We start from the raw sequence: 18,905 nt of genomic DNA on the forward strand, positions 1-18,905 counted from the left end.
AGCGTCGCCGCTTCTTACACCCGCGTCCCGCTAATCTGCGATGAACCTTATTTTCGGCCGTCCCGACGACGGCGATCCCATGCCAAAGGCCGCCCGATGACCATGCGCTATCTCACCTGGCTTGTCGCGACTGCCCTGCTGGCCGGCTGTGCCGGCAGCGCCTCGGCGCCCTCCCTGTACGTGCTCGACAGCGCGCCTGCAGCGCGACTGCCGGTATCGCCTGCAGCCTCGCAGGCGCAGCTGGTGGTCGCCCCGGTCGAGATCGCGCCGATCCTCGACGAGCGCGGCATCGTCTATCAAACCGCCCCGCATCGGGTGGTGATCGCCAACCACAATCGCTGGGCCGCGCCGCTCGACAGCCAGCTGCGCGATGCGCTGATCGCCAACCTCGGCGCGGCGTTGCCGGGCGTGACGGTTGTGCGCCGCGCCCCGGCCGGTCAGGCGTCGACGATGACCTTGCATACCCGCGTGGACCGCTTCATGGGCCATTACGACGGGCAGGCCCGTATTGCCGGTATCTGGCGATTGGCCGGCGCTAACGACGAAACACTTATCGAGCGGCGCTTCACCCGGGACGTTGCGCTGGAAGAAGACGGCTACGACGCGCTGGTCGACAGCCTGGCCGCGGGTTGGCAGGACAGCGCCGAGGCGCTGGCTGACGATATCGCGCATACCGTGAGGCCATCGCCCTGAACGACAGCAACCCGTCGCGCAACGCGTACGGGCTGACATCTCGTCTGTTGTCAGTCACGCGGCCGGTTATACATGCGACTCAGGCACCGGCGCCCAACTAGCCATCTTGCTTGTGCAGGTGAACGCGAAGACGGCCCATAAAACAAAAAAACAAAACGGTGGCGGGACGATTGATTCCTGCTGACCGATGCGCTCGTTGCCTTTCGGCGCCGATGCCGTAGTCAACCAACCGGGGCAAATAAAAAGCGGGCCGCAGCCCGCTTTTTAACGTGCGAGTCGAATCTGAAGGCTAGCGCTTCATGGATTCGAAGAACTGGGCGTTGGTCTTGGTCTGCTTCATACGATCGATGAGCAGCTCCATGGCTGCCAGATCGTCCATACCGTGGAGAAGCTTACGCAGTACCCACATCCGCTGGAGCTCGTCCTGCGGTACCAGTTTCTCTTCGCGGCGTGTACCGGAGCGATTGACGTGGATGGCCGGGTAAATACGCTTCTCGGCAATGCGGCGGTCCATATGGACTTCCATATTCCCGGTGCCCTTGAACTCTTCGTAGATGACCTCGTCCATCTTGGAGCCGGTCTCGATGAGCGCGGTCGCCAGAATGGTCAGGCTGCCGCCCTCTTCGACGTTACGCGCGGCACCGAAGAAGCGCTTGGGCTTTTGCAGCGCATTGGCATCCACACCACCGGTAAGCACCTTGCCCGACGACGGCGCAGTGGTGTTGTAGGCACGGGCCAGACGGGTGAGCGAATCGAGCAGGATCACCACGTCTTTCTTGTGCTCGACCAGGCGCTTGGCCTTTTCGATCACCATGTCGGCGACCTGCACATGGCGCGAGGCGGGTTCGTCGAACGTCGAGGAGACGACTTCACCGCGCACGCTGCGTTCCATCTCGGTGACTTCCTCGGGCCGCTCGTCGATGAGCAGCACGATCAGATGACACTCGGGATAGTTATGCGCGATCGACTGGGCGATGTTCTGCATCATCATCGTCTTGCCCGCCTTGGGCGGCGAAACGATCAGCCCGCGCTGCCCCTTGCCGAACGGGGCGACCAGATCAATGGTGCGGGCGGTGATGTCCTCGGTGGAACCATTGCCCAGTTCCATCACCAGCCGTTCGGTCGGAAACAGCGGGGTGAGGTTTTCAAACAGGACCTTGCCCTTCGACTTCTCCGGCGGATCGCCGTTGATCTCGTCGACCTTGAGCAGGGCGAAATAGCGCTCGGACTCTTTCGGCGGGCGGATGCGGCCAGAGATGTTGTCGCCCGTGCGCAACGAAAAACGCCGGATCTGACTGGGCGAGACATAGATATCGTCCGGCCCGGCCATGTAGGACGACTCGTTCGAGCGCAGAAAGCCGAAACCGTCGGAGAGAATCTCCAGCACGCCGTCGCCGTAGATACGCTCGCCGGATTTCGCATGCCCCTTGAGCATGGCGAAGATCAGATCCTGCTTGCGCATGCGCGAGATGTTTTCGAGCTGCATCTCCTGCGCCATGTCCATGAGCTCGGAGGCGGTCTTCTGCTTGAGCTCGGACAAGTTCAGGATCGGCCCGTCGCCGGCGACCCCGGCATAGGCTTCGAACTCGGCCTCGTCGATATCCTCGTTGGGCGGGTTGTTGCCGCCCTTGTTCGGCCCACCGCCCTTGCCGCGGTTGTTGCCGTTGTTGTTGCGAGGCTTGTTGGGCCCATTCGGATTCTTGCGACGACGGCCACGGCGGTTGTTGTTGCCGCCATTGCCATTATTGCTGTTGTTCGAATCCTTGGACTGGCGTTCGTCGACTGTTTCTTCAGACACGGCTATCTATGAGTTGCAGCGAAAAACGGTGCGCGGTGCGCGCCTATTCGCGGTGGGAAGGCGTTCGACTCCTTGCAAGTCAAACGAAGGCCGCCGACAGGACCGTCGGCGGCCGAAAGCGGATCAAATGTGTTGATCGACGAATTCGGTCAGCTGGGTCTTGGAGACCGAACCGACCTTGGTTGCCGCCACTTCGCCGTCCTTGAACAGCATCAGCGTCGGGATACCGCGAATGCCGTACTTGGGCGGCGTGTTCGGGTTGTCGTCGATATTGAGTTTGGCGACCGTCAAACGGCCATCGTATTCGTCGGCGATCTCGTCGAGCACCGGGGCGATCATTTTGCAGGGGCCACACCATTCGGCCCAGTAATCCACCAGTACGGGACCGGAGGCGGACAGTACGTCCTGTTCGAAACTGTCATCGCTGACTTTGACGATATTTTCACTCATGGGCGTCCTCGAAGGAATGCAAGCGGGACAAATGAAGGTTCGCGCGCGTCGCCATAAGACGCGGCGCCGCTGAGCCGGTAGTTAAGGGCGCGAAAAGATGTTTGCAAGCTGCGCGAAAAGGTCGCGGCCCGACAACCGTGAAGACCACAAGCTGTTATAGTGCGGGCTGCAAAAAACAGTGCCGGAATGCGAGTCGACCCGACTCGGGCAGTGCAGCGAATACCCGTATTCGCAACGTTCGGGCTATTGGAGCCTATCTCGGCGTGTTTTTCAACCCCTGCGTGAACCGGCCACCGTCGGTGTGCCGCTCAGCTATTCCAAGGGCCAATATGACCGAAACCGCATCCGCCAGTGATGGCGCCCAGCAAAAACTGCTCACCGATACCCGCCTCGATGCGCTGGGCCTGCACGAAACCATTCTCTCCGGGCTGATCAAGCGGGGCTTTAGCCACGCCACGCCCATTCAGGCCGAAACCCTGCCGCTCGCGCTCAAGGGCGCGGATATCGCCGGTCAGGCACATACCGGCACGGGCAAGACCGCGGCCTTTTTGCTGGCCACGATGCACCGGCTGCTCAAGGACAATCCCGAGCCCAGCGATCACGCACCGGTTGGCGCCAGTCAGCCGCGCGCGCTGATTCTCGCCCCCACGCGCGAACTCGCCGACCAGATTTACAAGGATGCCCTGCCCCTGGCCTCGGGCACGGGCCTGAAATGCGTGGTCTGCTACGGCGGCACCGGCTACGAGGAACAACGCCAGGCGATTACCGATGGCGTGGATATCCTCATCGGCACGCCGGGTCGGTTGATCGACTACTACAAGCAGAAGGTCTACACGCTCAAGGCGATCGAGGTGGCCGTACTCGACGAGGCCGATCGCATGTTCGATCTGGGCTTCATCGACGATATTCGCTACATGTTCCGCAAGATGCCACCGGCAGAGAACCGCCAGAATCTGCTGTTTTCGGCCACGCTGAGCCATCGCGTGCTGGAACTGGCTTACGAGCACATGAACAGCCCGACGCTGATACGCACCGATACCGAAACGGTGAATATCGGCGCGATCACACAAAAGCTCTATCACGTGTCCAAGGACGACAAGCTCGCCCTGCTCGTGGGCACCCTGCGGCGGATCGACAACGGGCGCACGCTGATCTTCATCAACACCAAGCGCACCGCCGAATTCATCGAAGACGGGCTCAATGCCAACGGCTTCACTGCCGCCACGCTCTCGGGCGACGTCGCCCAGAACAAGCGCCTGCGCCTGCTCGAGGACTTCAAGACCGGCAAGCTGCCGATCATGGTCGCGACCGACGTGGCCGCGCGCGGGCTGCATATTCCCGATGTCACCCACGTGATCAACTACGATCTGCCCCAGGACGCCCAGGATTACGTACATCGTATCGGGCGCACCGCGCGTGCCGGCAACACCGGCGATGCGATTTCCTTCGCCTGCGAGGAATACGTCTATTCCCTGCCCGATATCGAAGCCTATATCGAGCACAAGATCGATGCCGAAATGCCGCACGGCGACGACTTTGCCGACGATGTAGTGATCCCCGCGCGCCGGCCGCGCAAGCGGCGCGGCGGGCCGGGCAAGGGCGGCTCGCGCGGGCGCGGTGGTCCGCGCCGCCGCTAAGCACGACCGCGCCTCGTGAGCGCGAGACACGACTGCGCCTGCAAAGCCCTGCCCGACGTGTTCGCGCTCGCCGGCATCCGGGCCCACGTGGCTTGCGAAAACACGGTGACTCGCGGGCTCGCCATGGGCGTGCACCCTCTCTACACAGCCGGCGAACGGGCATAGCGCGGCCGGCGGTGCCGTCATTGGGTGGCTGGCCCGCAGCAGTTATGATGCGCGCTTGTCCGCCCCGTGGGAAAACCAACATGCACATCACGCGAGAGCTGCTGGATTCGGTCTGCGACATTGCCGTCGCCGCCGGGCAGAAAACGCTGCCGATCTACAACAGCAACTTCGAAGTCGAAACCAAGGACGATGACAGCCCGCTGACCCAGGCCGACCTGGCCGCGCATCGCAGCATCAAGCAAGGTCTGGAAACACTGACACCGGATACGCCGCAGCTGTCCGAGGAAGGTGCGGATATCGACTTCGAAACCCGGCGTGCCTGGTCGACCTACTGGCTGATCGATCCGCTCGACGGCACCAAGGAATTCGTGAACAAGAACGACCAGTTCACGATCAATATCGCGCTCATCGTCGACCATGAGCCCGTGCTGGGTGTGGTCTATGCGCCGGTACTGGGGACCCTGTGGTTCGCCGCGCGTGACATCGGCGTATTTCGAAAGCAGGGACAAAGCGCGCCGGAGGCGATTGCCACCAGCACAGTGAACACGAACAAGCCGCGCGTGCTGGTATCGCGCTCGCATCGCTCGGCGGACATCGATGCCGTACTGGCCAATCTGCCGGATTACGAACCGGTCACAATGGGCTCATCGCTGAAATTCTGTGTAATTGCCGACGGCAGCGCGGACTTCTATCCGCGCCTGGGGCCCACCAGCGAATGGGATACGGCCGCCGGTCATGCCGTGCTCGCCGTCGCGGGGGGCCAGGTCACCGATCTCGACGGCCAGCCGCTACGCTATAACGCCACCGAAAGCATATTGAACCCGCATTTTCTGGCATTCGGCGACAGCGAGCACGACTGGCGCAGCTATCTGCCGCGCGCCCGCTCGTAGCCCGGCGCTCGGGCTATCAAGGCCCGGCGACGTCTTCTTCCTCGCCGGGGGCCTGGACCACGAGCAAACTGCAATTGAGCCGGTCGAGCAAGGAGGCGCCGACCGAGCCCTGCCACCAACGCGCCAGCACCCCGCGGCGCTGGTGGCCGACCACCACCAGATTCACCGCCAGATCCTCGGCGAGTTTGGCGATCTGGTGGGCCGGCTCGCCCGCGCGTAGATGGCCCTCGGCATCCACGCCGCGATTCTTGAGCAGCGTCACCCCCTCTTCGAGGATATTCTCGATACGCTCGCGTTCGGCCTCGTACATGCTCTCGGTATAAAAGCCTTCCGCGGCGGCCACCGCCCCGGTCAACGGCACAACCGCCAGCAGATGCACCTCCACCTCGCCAGCGCCGAGCAACGGCAAGGTGCGCCGCAACGCGGTACGGCCGTGCTCGCTACCGTCGTAGGCCAGCAGAATCTTCTCGAAGTTTTCCATACGATCCCCTCATCCAGGCAGCAAATTCGGTGGCCGCGATCTCTATCGCGCCGACTACAATAAAGGTCCCCACGAAAGCTGATGTCAAGGCTGCACGCTCGTCGGCGGCGCGGCCATTCGACTACAGCCCGGCCAGTCGGGCGCGCAACGATTCATCCGCAAGCAGGCGCTCGAGCTGGCTCGCACTCGCACGCGCCATGGGCTGGCCATCGACAAGACTGCGCGGTGCCTCACGGATCTCGGTTGCGGCGAACAGCGTGGCCTCGAAACGGTGCTCTCCGGCCACGAACCGAAACGCCGGATAGAAGCGATAGCGATCGCGGGCGAGCTTGTAACGCCGCTCTACGATTTCGAACGGAATGCCCTGGCTCTGCAGGAAGAAATCGAAGCTTTCCGAATGCTCGGCAAATACGTGCAGCTGAATATCGGAATGCGAATCGGCAAGACCGGACAGCACATCGCCGACCAGACGCGGCTTGAAGTCGGCGAACAGCGTCATCGCCTCGAGCGCGGCTTCGCGCATGGCCTGCAGCTGGGCTGGCTGTTCGGCGCCGGCGAACAGGCGTTGATGTTCGGCCAGTGCCGTTTCGATCTCGCTGTTCTTGGGCAGGATGCTGTTGCGCACATCGATACCCAGATGCTGAGCGGCTTTCTGCTTTGCGATACGAAAATCGCGGATGCCCTGCTCGGCCATGAGACGGGCGGCCAGCTGCGCCATATGCTGGCGCTGGGCTGCCTGTTTGCGCGCGCTTGCCATGACTCGAATCGTCTCCTGAATATGCCGCGCCGAGTGCGTATCGGTTTCGAGAAACCCCGACCCGATCCACGTGCCAACTGGCCACCACCGTGCATGAGACGCGGTGGCAGCTCAAATGCCTGGAACGAATGCCTAGAACAGCTGCTCCACCTCCTTGGAGGGCGCATTCTTGCCCGAACGGCGGGCCTCTTCGACCGACGGTACGTTGTCGGGCCGAAAATACTCGGTCATGCCGCCGCCATCGAGCGCACGCTGGCCGGACTCGGGGTCGATACTCACAGCCACCAGATTACCCGGTCGCGGCGGGATCGCTTCCGGCGTGCCGTCGAGGGCGACCCGCATGAAATCGATCCACATCGGCAATGCTGCATGGCCGCCGGTTTCGCTATGCCCCATCGGCGTGAGCTTGTCGAAACCGACCCAGCTAATGCCCACCAGATCGGCATTGAAACCCACGAACCAGGCATCGATCTGGTCGTTGGTGGTGCCGGTCTTGCCGGACAGATCGTTACGCCCGAGCGTCATCGCGCGCCGGCCGGTGCCCCGTTTGACCACGTCGCGCATCATGTCGCCGACAAGCCAGGCGTTATCGGCATCGACCACGCGCTCGGCCAGCCGTGATGCATCGTGGGTACTGCCGGTGTTCTGCAAAGCTGGGCAATTGCTGGTACTCGCGCAAGCCACCTTGGGCTCGGCCTCGAATTCCACCTTGCCCCGCCCGTCTTCGATACGGGCGATGTAATACGGTTTGACGGCAAAGCCGTCGTTGGCGAATACCGCATAGGCCTGGGCCATCTGCAAGGGCGAAAACGACACGCTACCCAGCGCCATCGACAGATTGCGCGGAATCTGGTCCTTGGGCAGACCGAATTTGGCGATATGTTCGACTGCCGCATCGATACCGATACTGCGCAGCAGACGAATCGATACCAGGTTGCGCGAATGCACCAGGCCTTCGCGCATGCGCGTGGGGCCATAGATACGGCCGCTGTAGTTCTGCGGCCGCCAGGCGTCGCTCAGATCCGGGCTGTCGTAGACCACCGGCGCATCGTTGATCAACGAGGCCGTGGTAAACCCGTGGGCAAGCGCGGCCGAATACAGAAACGGCTTGAACGACGAGCCCGGCTGGCGCTGCGCCTGGACCGCACGGTTGTATTTCGACAACGAAAAATCGAACCCACCGGCCAACGCCTCGATACCGCCGGTATGCGGATCGAGCGCGACCATCGCCCCTTGGACCTTGGGGATTTCGGCCAGCGTCCAGGCCTTGGTTTCGTCCTTGCTGCCGGTATAGGCCAGCCGTACGACGTCACCGCGCGAAACCAGTTTGCTGGCCGGATCGTTGCCGCTCAGCCAGGGCATTTGTTTGGCATCAAGCGTGACCTCGCCGTAGCGCTCGGTCATCAGCGTGGCGCTACGCCGTGCCACATCGGTCACCACTGCCGGCACCAGACCGCCGGCCACGCGCCGCTCCTCAAGCGCGCTCTTCAACGCCTTGGCGTCGTCGAGCGTGGCGCTATCGAGCGTGTCTTCCGGGCCGTGCCATTCATGACGACTGTCGTAAGCGAGCAAGGCCTTGCGCAACGCCTGGTTGGCGGCGCGCTGGCGCTCGGCATCGATCGTGGTCGTGACTTCGAAACCGGATGTATAGGCGTCGTCGCCGTAGCGCGCGACCATGTCCTGACGCACCATCTCGGCGACATAGTCGGCCTCGTAACGATCGTCGGCCACGCGTGCGGTCGCGGTTACCGGCGCCTCGCGCGCGCTTTCATAGGTCTGGTCGTCGATATCGCCCAGCGCATGCATACGCGAGAGCACATAGTTGCGGCGTTCGACCGCACGCTCCGGGTTGGCCATCGGGTTGTAGCGCGACGGCGCCTTCGGCAGGCCCGCGATCATGGCCATCTGCGCAATGGTGAGTTCGTTGAGCGGCTTGTGATAATAGACCTCGGAAGCCGCGCCCACGCCATAGGCACGATTGCCCAGATAGATCTTGTTGAGATAGATCTCGAGGATCTGCTCCTTGGTCAGCTTCGACTCCAGCCGCAGCGCCAGGATGATTTCCTTGATCTTGCGCACATAGGTGCGGTCGTTGGTCAAATACAGGTTACGCGCGAGCTGCATGGTGATCGTACTGCCGCCCTGGGTCTTGCGACCGGTGGTCGCCAACACATAGGCCGCACGCGCAATGCCCTGATAATCGACGCCCGGATGCTCGAAGAAGCGATCGTCTTCGGCGGCAACAAACGCCTGGACCAGCTTCGGCGGAATTTCGTCGTAGGTACGCGGCAAGCGGCGCTCAAGACCGAATTCACCAATGAGCTTTTGGTCGGCGGTATATACCCGCAACGGCTCGTTGAGTTCCGGATCGCCGATATCGCCAGCGCTTGGCAACTGCGGCCCGAAGTACAGATAGACGCCGGCAACTACCAGCACCGCGAGGGTCGCGGCCGATAACAGACCGGCAAGCAGGAATACGAGAATACGGGCGGCACGCGGCATCGCTTTCATCGGGCAGGTACGGCTCGCGGGCCGCAGATCGTAAAAAACTGCGGCCATGATACCGGGGCCGATTTTTTTTTGCCGACGACGTTGCAAAATCGCCCCGCGCTGCCGATAAACATTAGACGCGCGGATTCAAACGCTTAAAAGCAGGGCATGGATTGCCAAGCGGCGCGCTACGAGTATAGTTATACCCGGCATTTCGCGCCGCGGCCCATATAGAAGGGTCAGGGGTAGCGGACACGGGGGTGTTCCGCGGGCCTTAGCTGCAACGCGAGGCCAATCAGGGGGATCGGATGGGGCGATTCGAGCAAATCTTCAAGCCGAGGACACGGCCTTTTCTGGGTGTGGACATCAGCTCCACGCGCGTCAAGGTGCTCGAACTCGATGGCAAGCCGGGCGCGTATCGCGTGCTTAGCTATGCCAGCGAAGCCCTGCCATCGGATGCGGTGGCCGACGACCAGGTGGTCAATCCCGAAGCGCTGGCCGCGACCATGACGCGTGCCCTCGAGCGCGCCGGCACGCGAACCCGCGATGCCGCCATCGCCGTATCCGGGCCCACCGTGATCAGCAAGGTCATCGACATGCCGGCCGACCTGTCCGACGAGGACATGGAACAGCAGATCGGTTTCGATGCCGAGCAATACATCCCGCATGCCATCGACGAGGTCAACCTGGACTTCCAGGTCCTCGAACGCGACCCGACCAACCCGGAGGTCAACCGGGTGCTGCTGGTGGCCTGTCGACGCGAGAACATCGAAGCGCGCATCGGCGCGCTCGATATGGCCGGGGTCAAGGTCAAGATCGTGGATGTCGAGGAATATGCGTTACAGAACGCCTCGACCCTGCTTATCGAACAAACCCCGGCGCTGGCGGGCAACGCCAGCGTGGGGGTGTTCGATGTCGGCGCCCATCAGACGCGCTTGAGCGTTCAAGCCAACGGACGCCACGTCTATTCGCGCGAGCTGTCCTTCGGCGGTCATAGCCTGGCCACCCGGCTGATCGACCGCCACGATCTCAAAGACACCGATCAGTTGCGCGCCCGCCTGCGCACCGGCGAACTCGACGGCGCGGCGATCGCCAGCGATGTCGCGGATTTCGCCGAGCGCCTGGCCGGCCAGATCGAGCGCGCACTGCAGTTTTATCTGTCGGCCAGCTCTCATGACGAAGCGGTCGAACATGTCGTGCTTGTCGGCGGCGCAACACTCTATCCGGGGCTGGAAAGCGCGATCGCACAGCATCTGTCACGCCCGGTCACGCTCGGCAATCCGCTGGCGGGGATGCTCGCCAGCAGTCGTGCCCGGCGCAATCACGTCGATCACGAAGCGGCCGCGTTGATGGTGGCCACCGGCCTGGCGTTGAGGTCGATCCGATGAGCAACCTGATTCGAATCAACCTGCTGGACTGGCGTGCCGCCGCACGCGAACGCCGCCGCAAGCAGTTCCTTGGCGCGCTGGTGTTTGCCGCACTGGCGAGTCTGGTGCTGGTGATCGTTGTACCGATGCTCTACTACAACCATCTCACCGAGATCCAGGAGGCACGCAATCGCTACCTGGAAAGCCAGATCGCGATCGCCGACCGCCAACTCGTGGAGATCCGCGCGCTTCAAAAGACACGCGAAAGCCTGATTACGCGCATGCGCATCATCGAACAGCTACAGCAATCGCGTTCGGGCATCGTCCACTACTTCGATCAGTTGGTCGACACCATCCCCAATGGCGTTTATCTGACCTCGCTCAGCCAGAAAGGCAACAACACCAATCTCGACGGCGTGGCCGAATCGAATGCGCGCGTATCCGATTACATGGTCAACCTCGACGACTCCGCCTGGTTCGCCGATCCACGACTGATCGTGATCAAGTCCAGCGAGAACGGTCCGCAGCGCTACGCCGACTTCACCCTGACCGTGCGCGGCGACAGCCCGCAGAAGAAGGCGGCTGACGACGACGCGGCCGAGACAAACACCTCAGTGGCGCCGCGCTCATGAAGAGTCTAGGAGAATACGTCGAGGAACTGCGTAGCCTCGATCAGAACAATATCGGCAGCTGGCCAACCTGGGCCTACGGCTTTGCGATCGTGCTGGTGTGCGCGGTGATTATCGCCATTGGCACCTGGTACTTCGTGCTACCCAAGCAGGAAACCCTGGAACGCGTATCGGCGCGCGAGCCCGAGCTGAAGCAGACCTTCGAATCTAAGCAGCGGCTTGTGGCCAATCTCGATGCCTATCGCACCCAGCTGGAAGCGATGCAACTGCAGTTCGGTGCCCTGCTCCAGCAGCTGCCGAGCAAGACCGAAGTGCCCAGCCTGCTCAACGACATCTCGCAAACGCGTATCGCCAGCGGTCTGGAAGAGGAACTGTTCAAGCCGCGTCCGGAAAATCCGCAGGATTTCTACGCCATTCTGCCGAACGACCTGATCGTGACGGGCACCTATCACGAGCTCGGACGCTTCGTGTCGGGGGTCGCTGCACTGTCGCGCATCGTGACCATCGAAAACATCAATATCGAGCCGGTCGAAGAAGGTGATGACAGCGGCGAGCTGCGTATGAGCATGACCGTGAATACGTATCGCTATCTCGAAGATGCCGGCGACACCACCCAGCCCGCCGGGAGTCAGGCCAAATGAGGGGGTACAAGCAAGCGAGCGTGATCGCCGGGCTGTGCCTGGCGTTGGCCGGCTGCGGCGGTGATGACCGCGATCTCAAGGCCTTCGTCGCGGAGGTCAAGCAACGCCCCGCCGCACCGATCGAGCCAATCCCCGAAATCGCGCCGTATACACCTTATACCTACGAGCCGGACGGCCGCCGTACGCCGTTCACGCCCACCGAACGACCGCGCGAGGTCAATCGCAACAACGATCTGGCCCCCGACACGGACCGCCCGCGCGAGGCGCTGGAGGCCTTCCCGCTCGATGCATTGCGCATGGTCGGCACGATCACCAGCCGCGGCGTCACCTACGCGCTCATTCAGGCTCCCGATGGCGTCGTCCATCGCGTGACCACCGGCGCGCATCTGGGCCAGAACTACGGCGAGATCGACGGCATTTCCGAAAACGGCATTCTTCTGACCGAAATCGTACCGGACGGCCTCGGCGGCTATATCCAACGCCCGGCCACGATCGCCCCCTCGCGGTGAAAGAGAAGCAGACTATGAGCAGACCGATTGCACGTATTTCCTCGCTCACGCGCCGGCTCGGCCGGCCGTGGCTGGTCCTCACCCTGCTTCTGGCCGGCACCGCGCCAGTCCAGGCCGCCGCCAATACGCTGACCGCGGTCGATGCGACGCAGAGCAGCAGCAGCCAGGTTACGATCCAGCTGACCATGGCCAAAAGTGCGCCGATTCCCTCGGTATTCACGGTCAACGAGCCAGCGCGGCTGTCCATTGATCTGCCGGATACCGAACTCGACGTCGCCGAGCGCTATCAGCGCATCGAACAAGGCCCGGTCCAGGCGATTGCGTTGGCGGCCGGCGAAAACCGTACACGCGTGGTCGTCGAACTCAGCCGTATGACCGAATACACGGTCAACCGCAACGGCAATACCATTCGCATCGGTATCGGTGGCGACGCCGCGCCGCAGGTCACGCGTGCGTCGGTGCGTCCGCAGACGCCGCTGCAACCGGTCACCGAGCGCGATTACCAGACCCAGGCTGCCTCGATTCGCGGCCCGCAGGTTCGCGATATCGATTTTCGTCGCGGCGAAGATGGGGCCGGACGCATCGAAATTGCCCTCGACGGCGTCAACGGCGCGGTCGATGTGAGCGAACGCGGCGGCAAGGTGATCGCCAATATGCCGGGGGTCACCCTTCCCACGGCGCTCGAACGGCGCCTGGACGTACTCGACTTCGCCACACCGGTAAAAACCATCGATGCCATGTCGCGCGATGGCGGCACCCGTATCGTGATTACCCCGGTTTCCGGGGCCGATTTCGAACAGATCGCCTACCAGACCGGCGATCGCTTCTATATCGAACTACAGCCATTGACTGCCAGCGAGCAGGAAAAGCGTGAAGCCCAGGAACCGCAGTACACTGGCCAGCGTATTTCCCTGTCGTTCCAGAACATCGACGTGCGCGCGGTCCTTCAGATCGTCGCTGATGTGGCCGACGTCAACATGGTCGTCTCCGACAGCGTGAGCGGCAATATCGCCCTGCGCCTGGAAGACGTGCCGTGGGATCAGGCGCTGGATATCATTCTGCAGGCCAAGGGCCTTGGCATGCGGCGCGAAAACAACGTGATTACCGTCGCCCCGCTGGCCGAGATCGCCGCGCGCGAACAGGCCGAACTCGCCGCCCAGCAGGCCACCACGAATCTTGCGCCGCTGCGCTCGGAAATCATTCAGATCAACTATGCCCGTGCCGACGAACTCGCCGCGCTGCTACGCAGCACCACCGGCGAACTATCACTGCTGTCCGAGCGCGGCCAGGTGACCGTCGACGAACGCACCAACAGCCTGCTGATCAACGAAACCCGCGACAAGCTCGACGAGATCCGCAATGTCATCAACCGGCTCGATATCCCGGTGCGCCAGGTGCTGATCGAGTCGCGTATCGTTGTCGCCAACCGCGAGTTCTCGCGCAATCTGGGCGTATCCTCGTCGGCGACCGATAATGCCGCCTTCGAATCGCCCACCGACGGTAACTATCTGGTCGACAACGGCTATACCATCAACCTACCGGTCACCAATCCGGCGGGCACCATTAGCACCAGTATCGTCGGCGATACATTCAACCTCGACCTCACCCTGTCGGCGCTGGAATCGGAAAATCGTGGCGAAATCATTTCCGCGCCGCGCGTGATTACCGCCAACGCCAAGGAAGCCAAGATCGAACAGGGTGTCGAAATCCCCTATCTGGAAGCCGCTTCCAGCGGTGCCGCCACGGTGGAGTTCAAGGAAGCGGTGCTGGGGCTGACCGTCACGCCGCAGATCACCCCCGACGAACACGTGATCATGGATCTCTACGTCACCCAGGACACCCAGGGTGATACGATCGCTGTACAGGGTGGTGGCAGCGTACCGTCGATCAATACCCGCAGCCTGAGCACCCAGGTGCTGGTTGACGACGGCGAAACGGTCGTACTCGGGGGCATCTACGAACAAGAAAACCGGGATGAAACGGATCGCATTCCGATCCTGAGCGAAATACCACTGGTCGGGGGCCTTTTCCGAGGCACCCAACGTCAGCGTGACAAGCGCGAACTGCTGCTGTTCGTCACACCCAAGATCCTCCGGGATCAGCTCACACTCGATAACTAACGGGCTTGGCCAAAGCCGCGACAAACGCGACCGCGTTTTTGAGAATTTTCAGGGGAAGACAAGACATGTCGGGCAAATCAATCTCTCAACTGCTGACCATCGCGGCCCTCGCCGCGGCGCTGAGCGCCTGCGGCGGCTCCACCTCCGGCGGCGATGACGACAACGGCGGCGGCTCCTCTGGCGGCGGCAGCGGCGGTGGCACGACCAACCCCGACCCGGCCGACTCTAACCCCCAGATTGGCTCCTTGGATAACAACGGCGAATTTCAGAACGGCCGAATCGAAATAGCCGATAACACGCTTCAGGCCGGACAAAGCTCCAGCCTTTCCGTGCGACTTCGCGACGGCGACGGTAACAGCCTGACGGAAAGTGTGGAGGTCTTCTTCACATCGTCCTGTTCGTCAACCGGACAGGCCGGTATCTCGCCGGCCGTGGCGACTAGCCAGGGCGGTATCGCCAGCACGACCTACACGGCACTGGGCTGTTCGGGCACCGATACAGTGACTGCCCGTACCAGTATCGATGACACAACCCTTACCGCGACCGGTGATATCCAAACCGAGGCCGCCGAATTTGGCGCGATCGAATTCGATTCGGTAAGTCAGTCGCTGATCGGTCTTCGCGGCACGGGCGCGCTCCCCGAGCAGGCCACTGTTACCTTCAAGGTCACCAACAGCACCGGCTCTCCGCTGCCGAACCAGACCGTGAATTTCTCGCTCAATACACAGGTCGGCGGTCTTAGCCTGAGCAACGAGTCCACGACAACTAACAATGAAGGCATTGCCACCACAACGGTCACATCGGGCACGGTCGCTACCTCGGTGCGCGTCACAGCAACGACGGTCGGCTCGTCCGGCCAGCGGCAGAGCGCTCAATCGAGCGACCTCGCGGTCACGACCGGCCTGCCCGACAACAACAGCTTCTCGCTGAGCGCGACTACGCTAAATATCGAGGGCCAAGAGTTCGACGGTATAACCAGCCAGATCACCATTCGGGCGGCCGACCGCTTTAACAATCCAGTGCCAGACAACACGACGGTGACGTTTACAACCGAAGGAGGCGCTGTGGGCGCCAGTTGCACGACCCAGGGCGGGGCCTGCAGCGTGACCTTCACCTCGCAAAAAGAACGTCCCGAAGACGGTCGCGCCACGGTTCTCGCAACCGCGATCGGCGAAGAGTCGTTTGCAGACACGTCGCCGTCGAACGGCCGCTTCGACGAAGGCGAGTTCGATATCGACGACGATCTCCCAGAAGCGTTCGTTGACTCCAATGAAAACGGCGTCCGCGACAGCGACGAGCGCTATATCGATTTCAATAACAACAAGAATTATGATCTGGGTGACGGTCAGTTCACCGGCATTCGATGCGAGCCGAGCGCCAACCAGTCGGACGAGCTCGATTGCGACACGCAGTCGATTAACGTTCGGGATCAGGTGGTTATCGTCTTCAGCGACAGCACCCAAATCATTGATTTCAGCCCGTCCACGATCAATCTCGATAACGGCAACGTCATCGTGAACGTCGCCGTTGGCGGCCGAAACGGCCAGGTGCCGCCCGCCGATACCACAATCACTGCATCGACAACCCTCGGCTCAATCGTCGGCCCATCGAGTTATACTGTACGCAGCACCTCGGCGCGAGGACCGTACGTCGTGACCTTCGAGCTCGAACCGGAGGATAATCCGACCGAGCCGCAAACGGGCCGCCTAAATATTACGGTTACGACGCCGCGCAACATTATCAGTCGCGATTCCGCACCGGTATCGCAAAACCCGTAAGTTGTTCGGAAGTGCATTCGTACAGCCGTTGTGTCGACAACTCCAGGTTAGCCCGCCGCATGGCGGGCTAACTGCGTTAAACTGCTAGTGAGATGATCCCGGTCGAGTCCTGCGCCAGCAAAGCGAGCGCGCTAACCGACCTTCGTTATCCGAGAGCGAATTGAGAGTAAATGGCAGCTAACCCAAACATCTATCTCGTCGGCCCGATGGGCGCCGGCAAAACGACGATCGGTCGACGCATTGCCGAGATCAAGGGCATGACCTTCGTGGATTCGGACCACGAGGTCGAAAAGCGCACCGGCGTCGATATTTCCTTCATCTTCGATATGGAAGGCGAAGAGGGTTTCCGAAAGCGTGAACGCGATATGATTGCGGAGCTCTCGGAGCAACCCAATACCGTGATGGCAACCGGTGGCGGTGCCGTGCTGGACGAATCGACCCGCGACCTGCTGTCGGCCCGCGGCGTTGTGGTCTATCTCGAGACATCGCTGGAGCAACAGCTCGCGCGTACGCGCAAGGCGAATAACCGCCCAATCCTGGAAGGCAGTGACGACGTGGAAGCCACGCTCGCCCGTCTTATGGAAGAGCGCGACCCGCTCTATCGCTCGATTGCCGATGTCGTGGTGGCCACCGGAGATCAACAGGCACGCCGGCTCGCTCGCGAGATCGTTGAGCAGCTCGAGGCGATCGGCACGGCGTGAGCGCCGCGGCCGATCACGGGCTGGTGTATGCGGGCTTCTGGATTCGAGTGCTCGCCTCACTGGTCGACACCATCCTGACCGCGATTATTCTGCTGCCCTTGATGCGGCTCATCTACGGCCCGGCTTTCTTTGCCGTGGATGCTCCGTTGATCATGGGCCCGGCGCATGTATTGCTGGGCTATGTGCTGCCCGCCGTCGCCATTATCGCGTTCTGGATATATCGCGAGGCCACCCCCGGCAAGATGATGGTGGGTGCGCGGGTAGTGGATGCACGTACCGGCGGCCACCCGACGACCGGCCAGTTCGTCATTCGGTATCTGGGGTATTTCCTGTCGTCTTTCCCGCTGGGCCTTGGCCTGCTCTGGGTCGCTTTCGATTCGCGCAAGCAGGGCTGGCACGACAAGCTGGCGCATACCGTTGTGGTGCGCCCACGCCCGGACGGCGCCGCTCGCTTCGATCATGACACGATGGACACGCAGGCAAAGCAGCCTGAGCGGTGGCAGGCATGAGCAAGGCGGACACCCACACCGCGCGCGCTGACCTGCGCGTCGAACTCGGTGAGCGTGGCTACGATATCGTGATCGCGCGCGGCCTTATCGAAGACCCGAGCGCCTATGCAGGCGCGATTCGCGGTCAACGCGTGCTCATCGTGAGCAACGACACGGTCGCCCCGCTCTATGCCCGCGCTGTCGAACACGCGCTGTCGGCCGAGCACGAAGTCGATACGCTCGTACTGCCCGACGGCGAGCAGTACAAGACGCTGGCCACCCTGGATACGATCTACGACCGACTGCTAGAGAACGGCTATGGCCGCGACGCGACCATTGTCGCCCTCGGTGGCGGCGTGGTCGGGGATATCGCCGGCTTCGCTGCGGCGAGCTACCAGCGTGGGATCGACTTCGTGCAACTGCCCACTACCCTGCTCGCCCAGGTGGACTCGTCGGTGGGCGGCAAGACCGGTGTCAATCATCGGCTCGGCAAGAACATGATCGGCGCCTTTCATCAGCCGACCCGGGTTCTGGCCGATGTGGTGGTGCTCGATAGCCTGCCGGCACGCGAATTTGCCGCGGGCATGGCCGAAGTGATCAAGTACGGCTTGATTCGCGACCGACCGTTTCTGGACTGGCTGGATACGAACATGGCCGCGATCAACGCGCGCGATGCCGATGCGCTGATCGAAGTCATCCGTCGATCCTGTGCGAACAAGGCCGAGGTGGTGGCCGCCGACGAGCGCGAAGCCGGCCAGCGCGCCCTGCTCAACCTGGGCCACACCTATGGCCACGCGCTCGAGGCGGAGCTCGGCTACGGCCAGTGGCTACACGGCGAAGCCGTGGCCGCAGGCATGTGCATGGCCGCCGATACCGCCCAGCGCTTGGGCTGGCTCGACGCCGATCAGTGCGCAGATATCGAACGTATTATCGCGGCGGCCAAGCTGCCGATCGCCCCGCCGCGCGAACTGGATAGCGCGCGTATCCGCTCGCTCATGGCCCGCGACAAGAAAGTCGCGGCCGGCACGCTTCGGCTTGTGCTGATGCGCGATATCGGCGATGCGGTGGTCACGCGCGACTATGGCGATGCACTCGATGCGACGCTGAAACGCTATTTCGCAAAATAACGCAGCGCCGGGCGATCGCGCGCCAATCGGCCCCGCGCCGATTGATTGCTTCCCGACCGCCTTTTATACTTTTGTCCAACGTGGGCTTGTTGTCGGCGCCTTGCATGAGGCCGCGGCATCATGACGGCCCGTTGCGCCGTATAGTGTGATCATCCAGGCGGCCTGACCGCGACACACGATTTTT

Annotated in this window: 17 protein-coding genes; 12 read left to right on the plus strand and 5 right to left on the minus strand. The window is 62.3% G+C overall.

What is annotated here, in order from left to right; genetic code table 11:
- Nucleotides 1–96 precede the first annotated feature (96 nt).
- Entirely contained in the window at nucleotides 97–693 is a 597-nt protein-coding gene (locus tag T5B8_RS13035; protein ID WP_353179378.1) for a PqiC family protein, read from the plus strand.
- A gap of 289 nt (nucleotides 694–982) precedes the next feature.
- Here the strand turns inward: T5B8_RS13035 and rho are convergent, their stop codons facing one another.
- Nucleotides 983–2,239 carry a transcription termination factor Rho gene (gene rho / locus T5B8_RS13040; protein ID WP_353179560.1) on the minus strand — a complete coding sequence of 419 codons (1,257 nt, stop codon included), beginning with the start codon at nucleotides 2,237–2,239 and terminating at the stop codon, nucleotides 983–985.
- 375 nt (nucleotides 2,240–2,614) lie between these two features.
- The gene (gene trxA / locus T5B8_RS13045) at nucleotides 2,615–2,941 is read right to left on the minus strand and encodes a thioredoxin TrxA (protein ID WP_348766524.1); all 327 of its coding nucleotides are present in this window, start codon (nucleotides 2,939–2,941) and stop codon (nucleotides 2,615–2,617) included.
- Between the two features lie 329 nt (nucleotides 2,942–3,270).
- Here trxA and T5B8_RS13050 point away from each other — a divergent pair, with 329 nt between their 5' ends.
- Together T5B8_RS13050 and cysQ are read left to right on the plus strand one after the other, a co-directional pair.
- Nucleotides 3,271–4,578, plus strand: coding sequence for a DEAD/DEAH box helicase (locus T5B8_RS13050; RefSeq protein ID WP_353179380.1), 1,308 nt, complete (start codon nucleotides 3,271–3,273; stop codon nucleotides 4,576–4,578).
- A 245-nt stretch (nucleotides 4,579–4,823) separates the two neighbouring features.
- Complete coding sequence (gene cysQ / locus T5B8_RS13055) at nucleotides 4,824–5,633, plus strand: 3'(2'),5'-bisphosphate nucleotidase CysQ (RefSeq protein WP_353179382.1); 810 nt, start codon at nucleotides 4,824–4,826, stop codon at nucleotides 5,631–5,633.
- A 16-nt stretch (nucleotides 5,634–5,649) separates the two neighbouring features.
- Here cysQ and T5B8_RS13060 read toward each other — a convergent pair whose 3' ends face one another.
- The 3 genes from T5B8_RS13060 to T5B8_RS13070 form a co-directional block, all read right to left on the minus strand.
- The gene (locus T5B8_RS13060; RefSeq protein ID WP_353179383.1) at nucleotides 5,650–6,114 is read right to left on the minus strand and encodes a universal stress protein; all 465 of its coding nucleotides are present in this window, start codon (nucleotides 6,112–6,114) and stop codon (nucleotides 5,650–5,652) included.
- A 121-nt stretch (nucleotides 6,115–6,235) separates the two neighbouring features.
- Nucleotides 6,236–6,871 carry a hypothetical protein gene (locus tag T5B8_RS13065; protein WP_353179385.1) on the minus strand — a complete coding sequence of 212 codons (636 nt, stop codon included), beginning with the start codon at nucleotides 6,869–6,871 and terminating at the stop codon, nucleotides 6,236–6,238.
- A 132-nt stretch (nucleotides 6,872–7,003) separates the two neighbouring features.
- Nucleotides 7,004–9,382 (minus strand): penicillin-binding protein 1A, encoded by a 2,379-nt coding sequence (locus T5B8_RS13070; RefSeq protein ID WP_353179386.1) that lies wholly within the window; start codon nucleotides 9,380–9,382, stop codon nucleotides 7,004–7,006.
- Nucleotides 9,383–9,669: 287 nt separating this feature from the next.
- Here T5B8_RS13070 and pilM point away from each other — a divergent pair, with 287 nt between their 5' ends.
- The 9 genes from pilM (at nucleotide 9,670) to aroB (ending at nucleotide 18,721) form a co-directional block, all read left to right on the plus strand.
- Entirely contained in the window at nucleotides 9,670–10,749 is a 1,080-nt protein-coding gene (gene pilM, locus T5B8_RS13075) for a type IV pilus assembly protein PilM (protein WP_353179388.1), read from the plus strand.
- On the plus strand, nucleotides 10,746–11,360 hold the full coding sequence (locus tag T5B8_RS13080; RefSeq protein WP_353179389.1) for a PilN domain-containing protein: 615 nt from the start codon (nucleotides 10,746–10,748) through the stop codon (nucleotides 11,358–11,360). The genes pilM and T5B8_RS13080 overlap by 4 nt, the downstream gene beginning before the upstream one ends.
- The gene (locus T5B8_RS13085; RefSeq protein WP_353179391.1) at nucleotides 11,357–11,998 is read left to right on the plus strand and encodes a type IV pilus inner membrane component PilO; all 642 of its coding nucleotides are present in this window, start codon (nucleotides 11,357–11,359) and stop codon (nucleotides 11,996–11,998) included. Before T5B8_RS13080 ends, T5B8_RS13085 begins: the two co-directional genes overlap by 4 nt.
- A complete protein-coding gene (locus tag T5B8_RS13090; RefSeq protein ID WP_353179393.1) occupies nucleotides 11,995–12,507 on the plus strand; it encodes a pilus assembly protein PilP in 513 nt (170 codons plus the stop codon). Before T5B8_RS13085 ends, T5B8_RS13090 begins: the two co-directional genes overlap by 4 nt.
- Before the next feature lie 14 nt (nucleotides 12,508–12,521).
- Complete coding sequence (locus tag T5B8_RS13095; RefSeq protein ID WP_353179395.1) at nucleotides 12,522–14,627, plus strand: type IV pilus secretin PilQ; 2,106 nt, start codon at nucleotides 12,522–12,524, stop codon at nucleotides 14,625–14,627.
- A 65-nt stretch (nucleotides 14,628–14,692) separates the two neighbouring features.
- Nucleotides 14,693–16,405, plus strand: a complete 1,713-nt coding sequence (locus T5B8_RS13100; RefSeq protein ID WP_353179397.1) for an Ig-like domain-containing protein — start codon at nucleotides 14,693–14,695, stop codon at nucleotides 16,403–16,405.
- A 170-nt stretch (nucleotides 16,406–16,575) separates the two neighbouring features.
- Nucleotides 16,576–17,106 carry a shikimate kinase AroK gene (gene aroK / locus T5B8_RS13105; protein WP_353179399.1) on the plus strand — a complete coding sequence of 177 codons (531 nt, stop codon included), beginning with the start codon at nucleotides 16,576–16,578 and terminating at the stop codon, nucleotides 17,104–17,106.
- On the plus strand, nucleotides 17,103–17,615 hold the full coding sequence (locus T5B8_RS13110; RefSeq protein WP_353179401.1) for an RDD family protein: 513 nt from the start codon (nucleotides 17,103–17,105) through the stop codon (nucleotides 17,613–17,615). Before aroK ends, T5B8_RS13110 begins: the two co-directional genes overlap by 4 nt.
- Complete coding sequence (aroB, locus tag T5B8_RS13115) at nucleotides 17,612–18,721, plus strand: 3-dehydroquinate synthase (RefSeq protein WP_353179403.1); 1,110 nt, start codon at nucleotides 17,612–17,614, stop codon at nucleotides 18,719–18,721. The genes T5B8_RS13110 and aroB overlap by 4 nt, the downstream gene beginning before the upstream one ends.
- The last annotated feature ends 184 nt before the right edge of the window (nucleotides 18,722–18,905 follow it).

It is taken from the genome of Salinisphaera sp. T5B8 (assembly GCF_040361255.1).
Taxonomy (GTDB): domain Bacteria; phylum Pseudomonadota; class Gammaproteobacteria; order Nevskiales; family Salinisphaeraceae; genus Salinisphaera.

What these genes read in the sequence shown, in the direction of transcription:
- pilM (WP_353179388.1), top strand. Translation starts at nt 9,670, where the DNA reads ATGGGGCGATTCGAGCAAATCTTCAAGCCGAGGACACGGCCTTTTCTG.
- T5B8_RS13085 (WP_353179391.1), top strand. Translation starts at nt 11,357, where the DNA reads ATGAAGAGTCTAGGAGAATACGTCGAGGAACTGCGTAGCCTCGATCAG.
- T5B8_RS13050 (WP_353179380.1), top strand. Translation starts at nt 3,271, where the DNA reads ATGACCGAAACCGCATCCGCCAGTGATGGCGCCCAGCAAAAACTGCTC.
- T5B8_RS13070 (WP_353179386.1), bottom strand. Translation starts at nt 9,382, where the DNA reads ATGAAAGCGATGCCGCGTGCCGCCCGTATTCTCGTATTCCTGCTTGCC.
- T5B8_RS13100 (WP_353179397.1), top strand. Translation starts at nt 14,693, where the DNA reads ATGTCGGGCAAATCAATCTCTCAACTGCTGACCATCGCGGCCCTCGCC.
- T5B8_RS13035 (WP_353179378.1), top strand. Translation starts at nt 97, where the DNA reads ATGACCATGCGCTATCTCACCTGGCTTGTCGCGACTGCCCTGCTGGCC.
- T5B8_RS13060 (WP_353179383.1), bottom strand. Translation starts at nt 6,114, where the DNA reads ATGGAAAACTTCGAGAAGATTCTGCTGGCCTACGACGGTAGCGAGCAC.
- T5B8_RS13090 (WP_353179393.1), top strand. Translation starts at nt 11,995, where the DNA reads ATGAGGGGGTACAAGCAAGCGAGCGTGATCGCCGGGCTGTGCCTGGCG.
- T5B8_RS13065 (WP_353179385.1), bottom strand. Translation starts at nt 6,871, where the DNA reads ATGGCAAGCGCGCGCAAACAGGCAGCCCAGCGCCAGCATATGGCGCAG.
- trxA (WP_348766524.1), bottom strand. Translation starts at nt 2,941, where the DNA reads ATGAGTGAAAATATCGTCAAAGTCAGCGATGACAGTTTCGAACAGGAC.
- aroB (WP_353179403.1), top strand. Translation starts at nt 17,612, where the DNA reads ATGAGCAAGGCGGACACCCACACCGCGCGCGCTGACCTGCGCGTCGAA.
- T5B8_RS13095 (WP_353179395.1), top strand. Translation starts at nt 12,522, where the DNA reads ATGAGCAGACCGATTGCACGTATTTCCTCGCTCACGCGCCGGCTCGGC.
- T5B8_RS13080 (WP_353179389.1), top strand. Translation starts at nt 10,746, where the DNA reads ATGAGCAACCTGATTCGAATCAACCTGCTGGACTGGCGTGCCGCCGCA.
- aroK (WP_353179399.1), top strand. Translation starts at nt 16,576, where the DNA reads ATGGCAGCTAACCCAAACATCTATCTCGTCGGCCCGATGGGCGCCGGC.
- cysQ (WP_353179382.1), top strand. Translation starts at nt 4,824, where the DNA reads ATGCACATCACGCGAGAGCTGCTGGATTCGGTCTGCGACATTGCCGTC.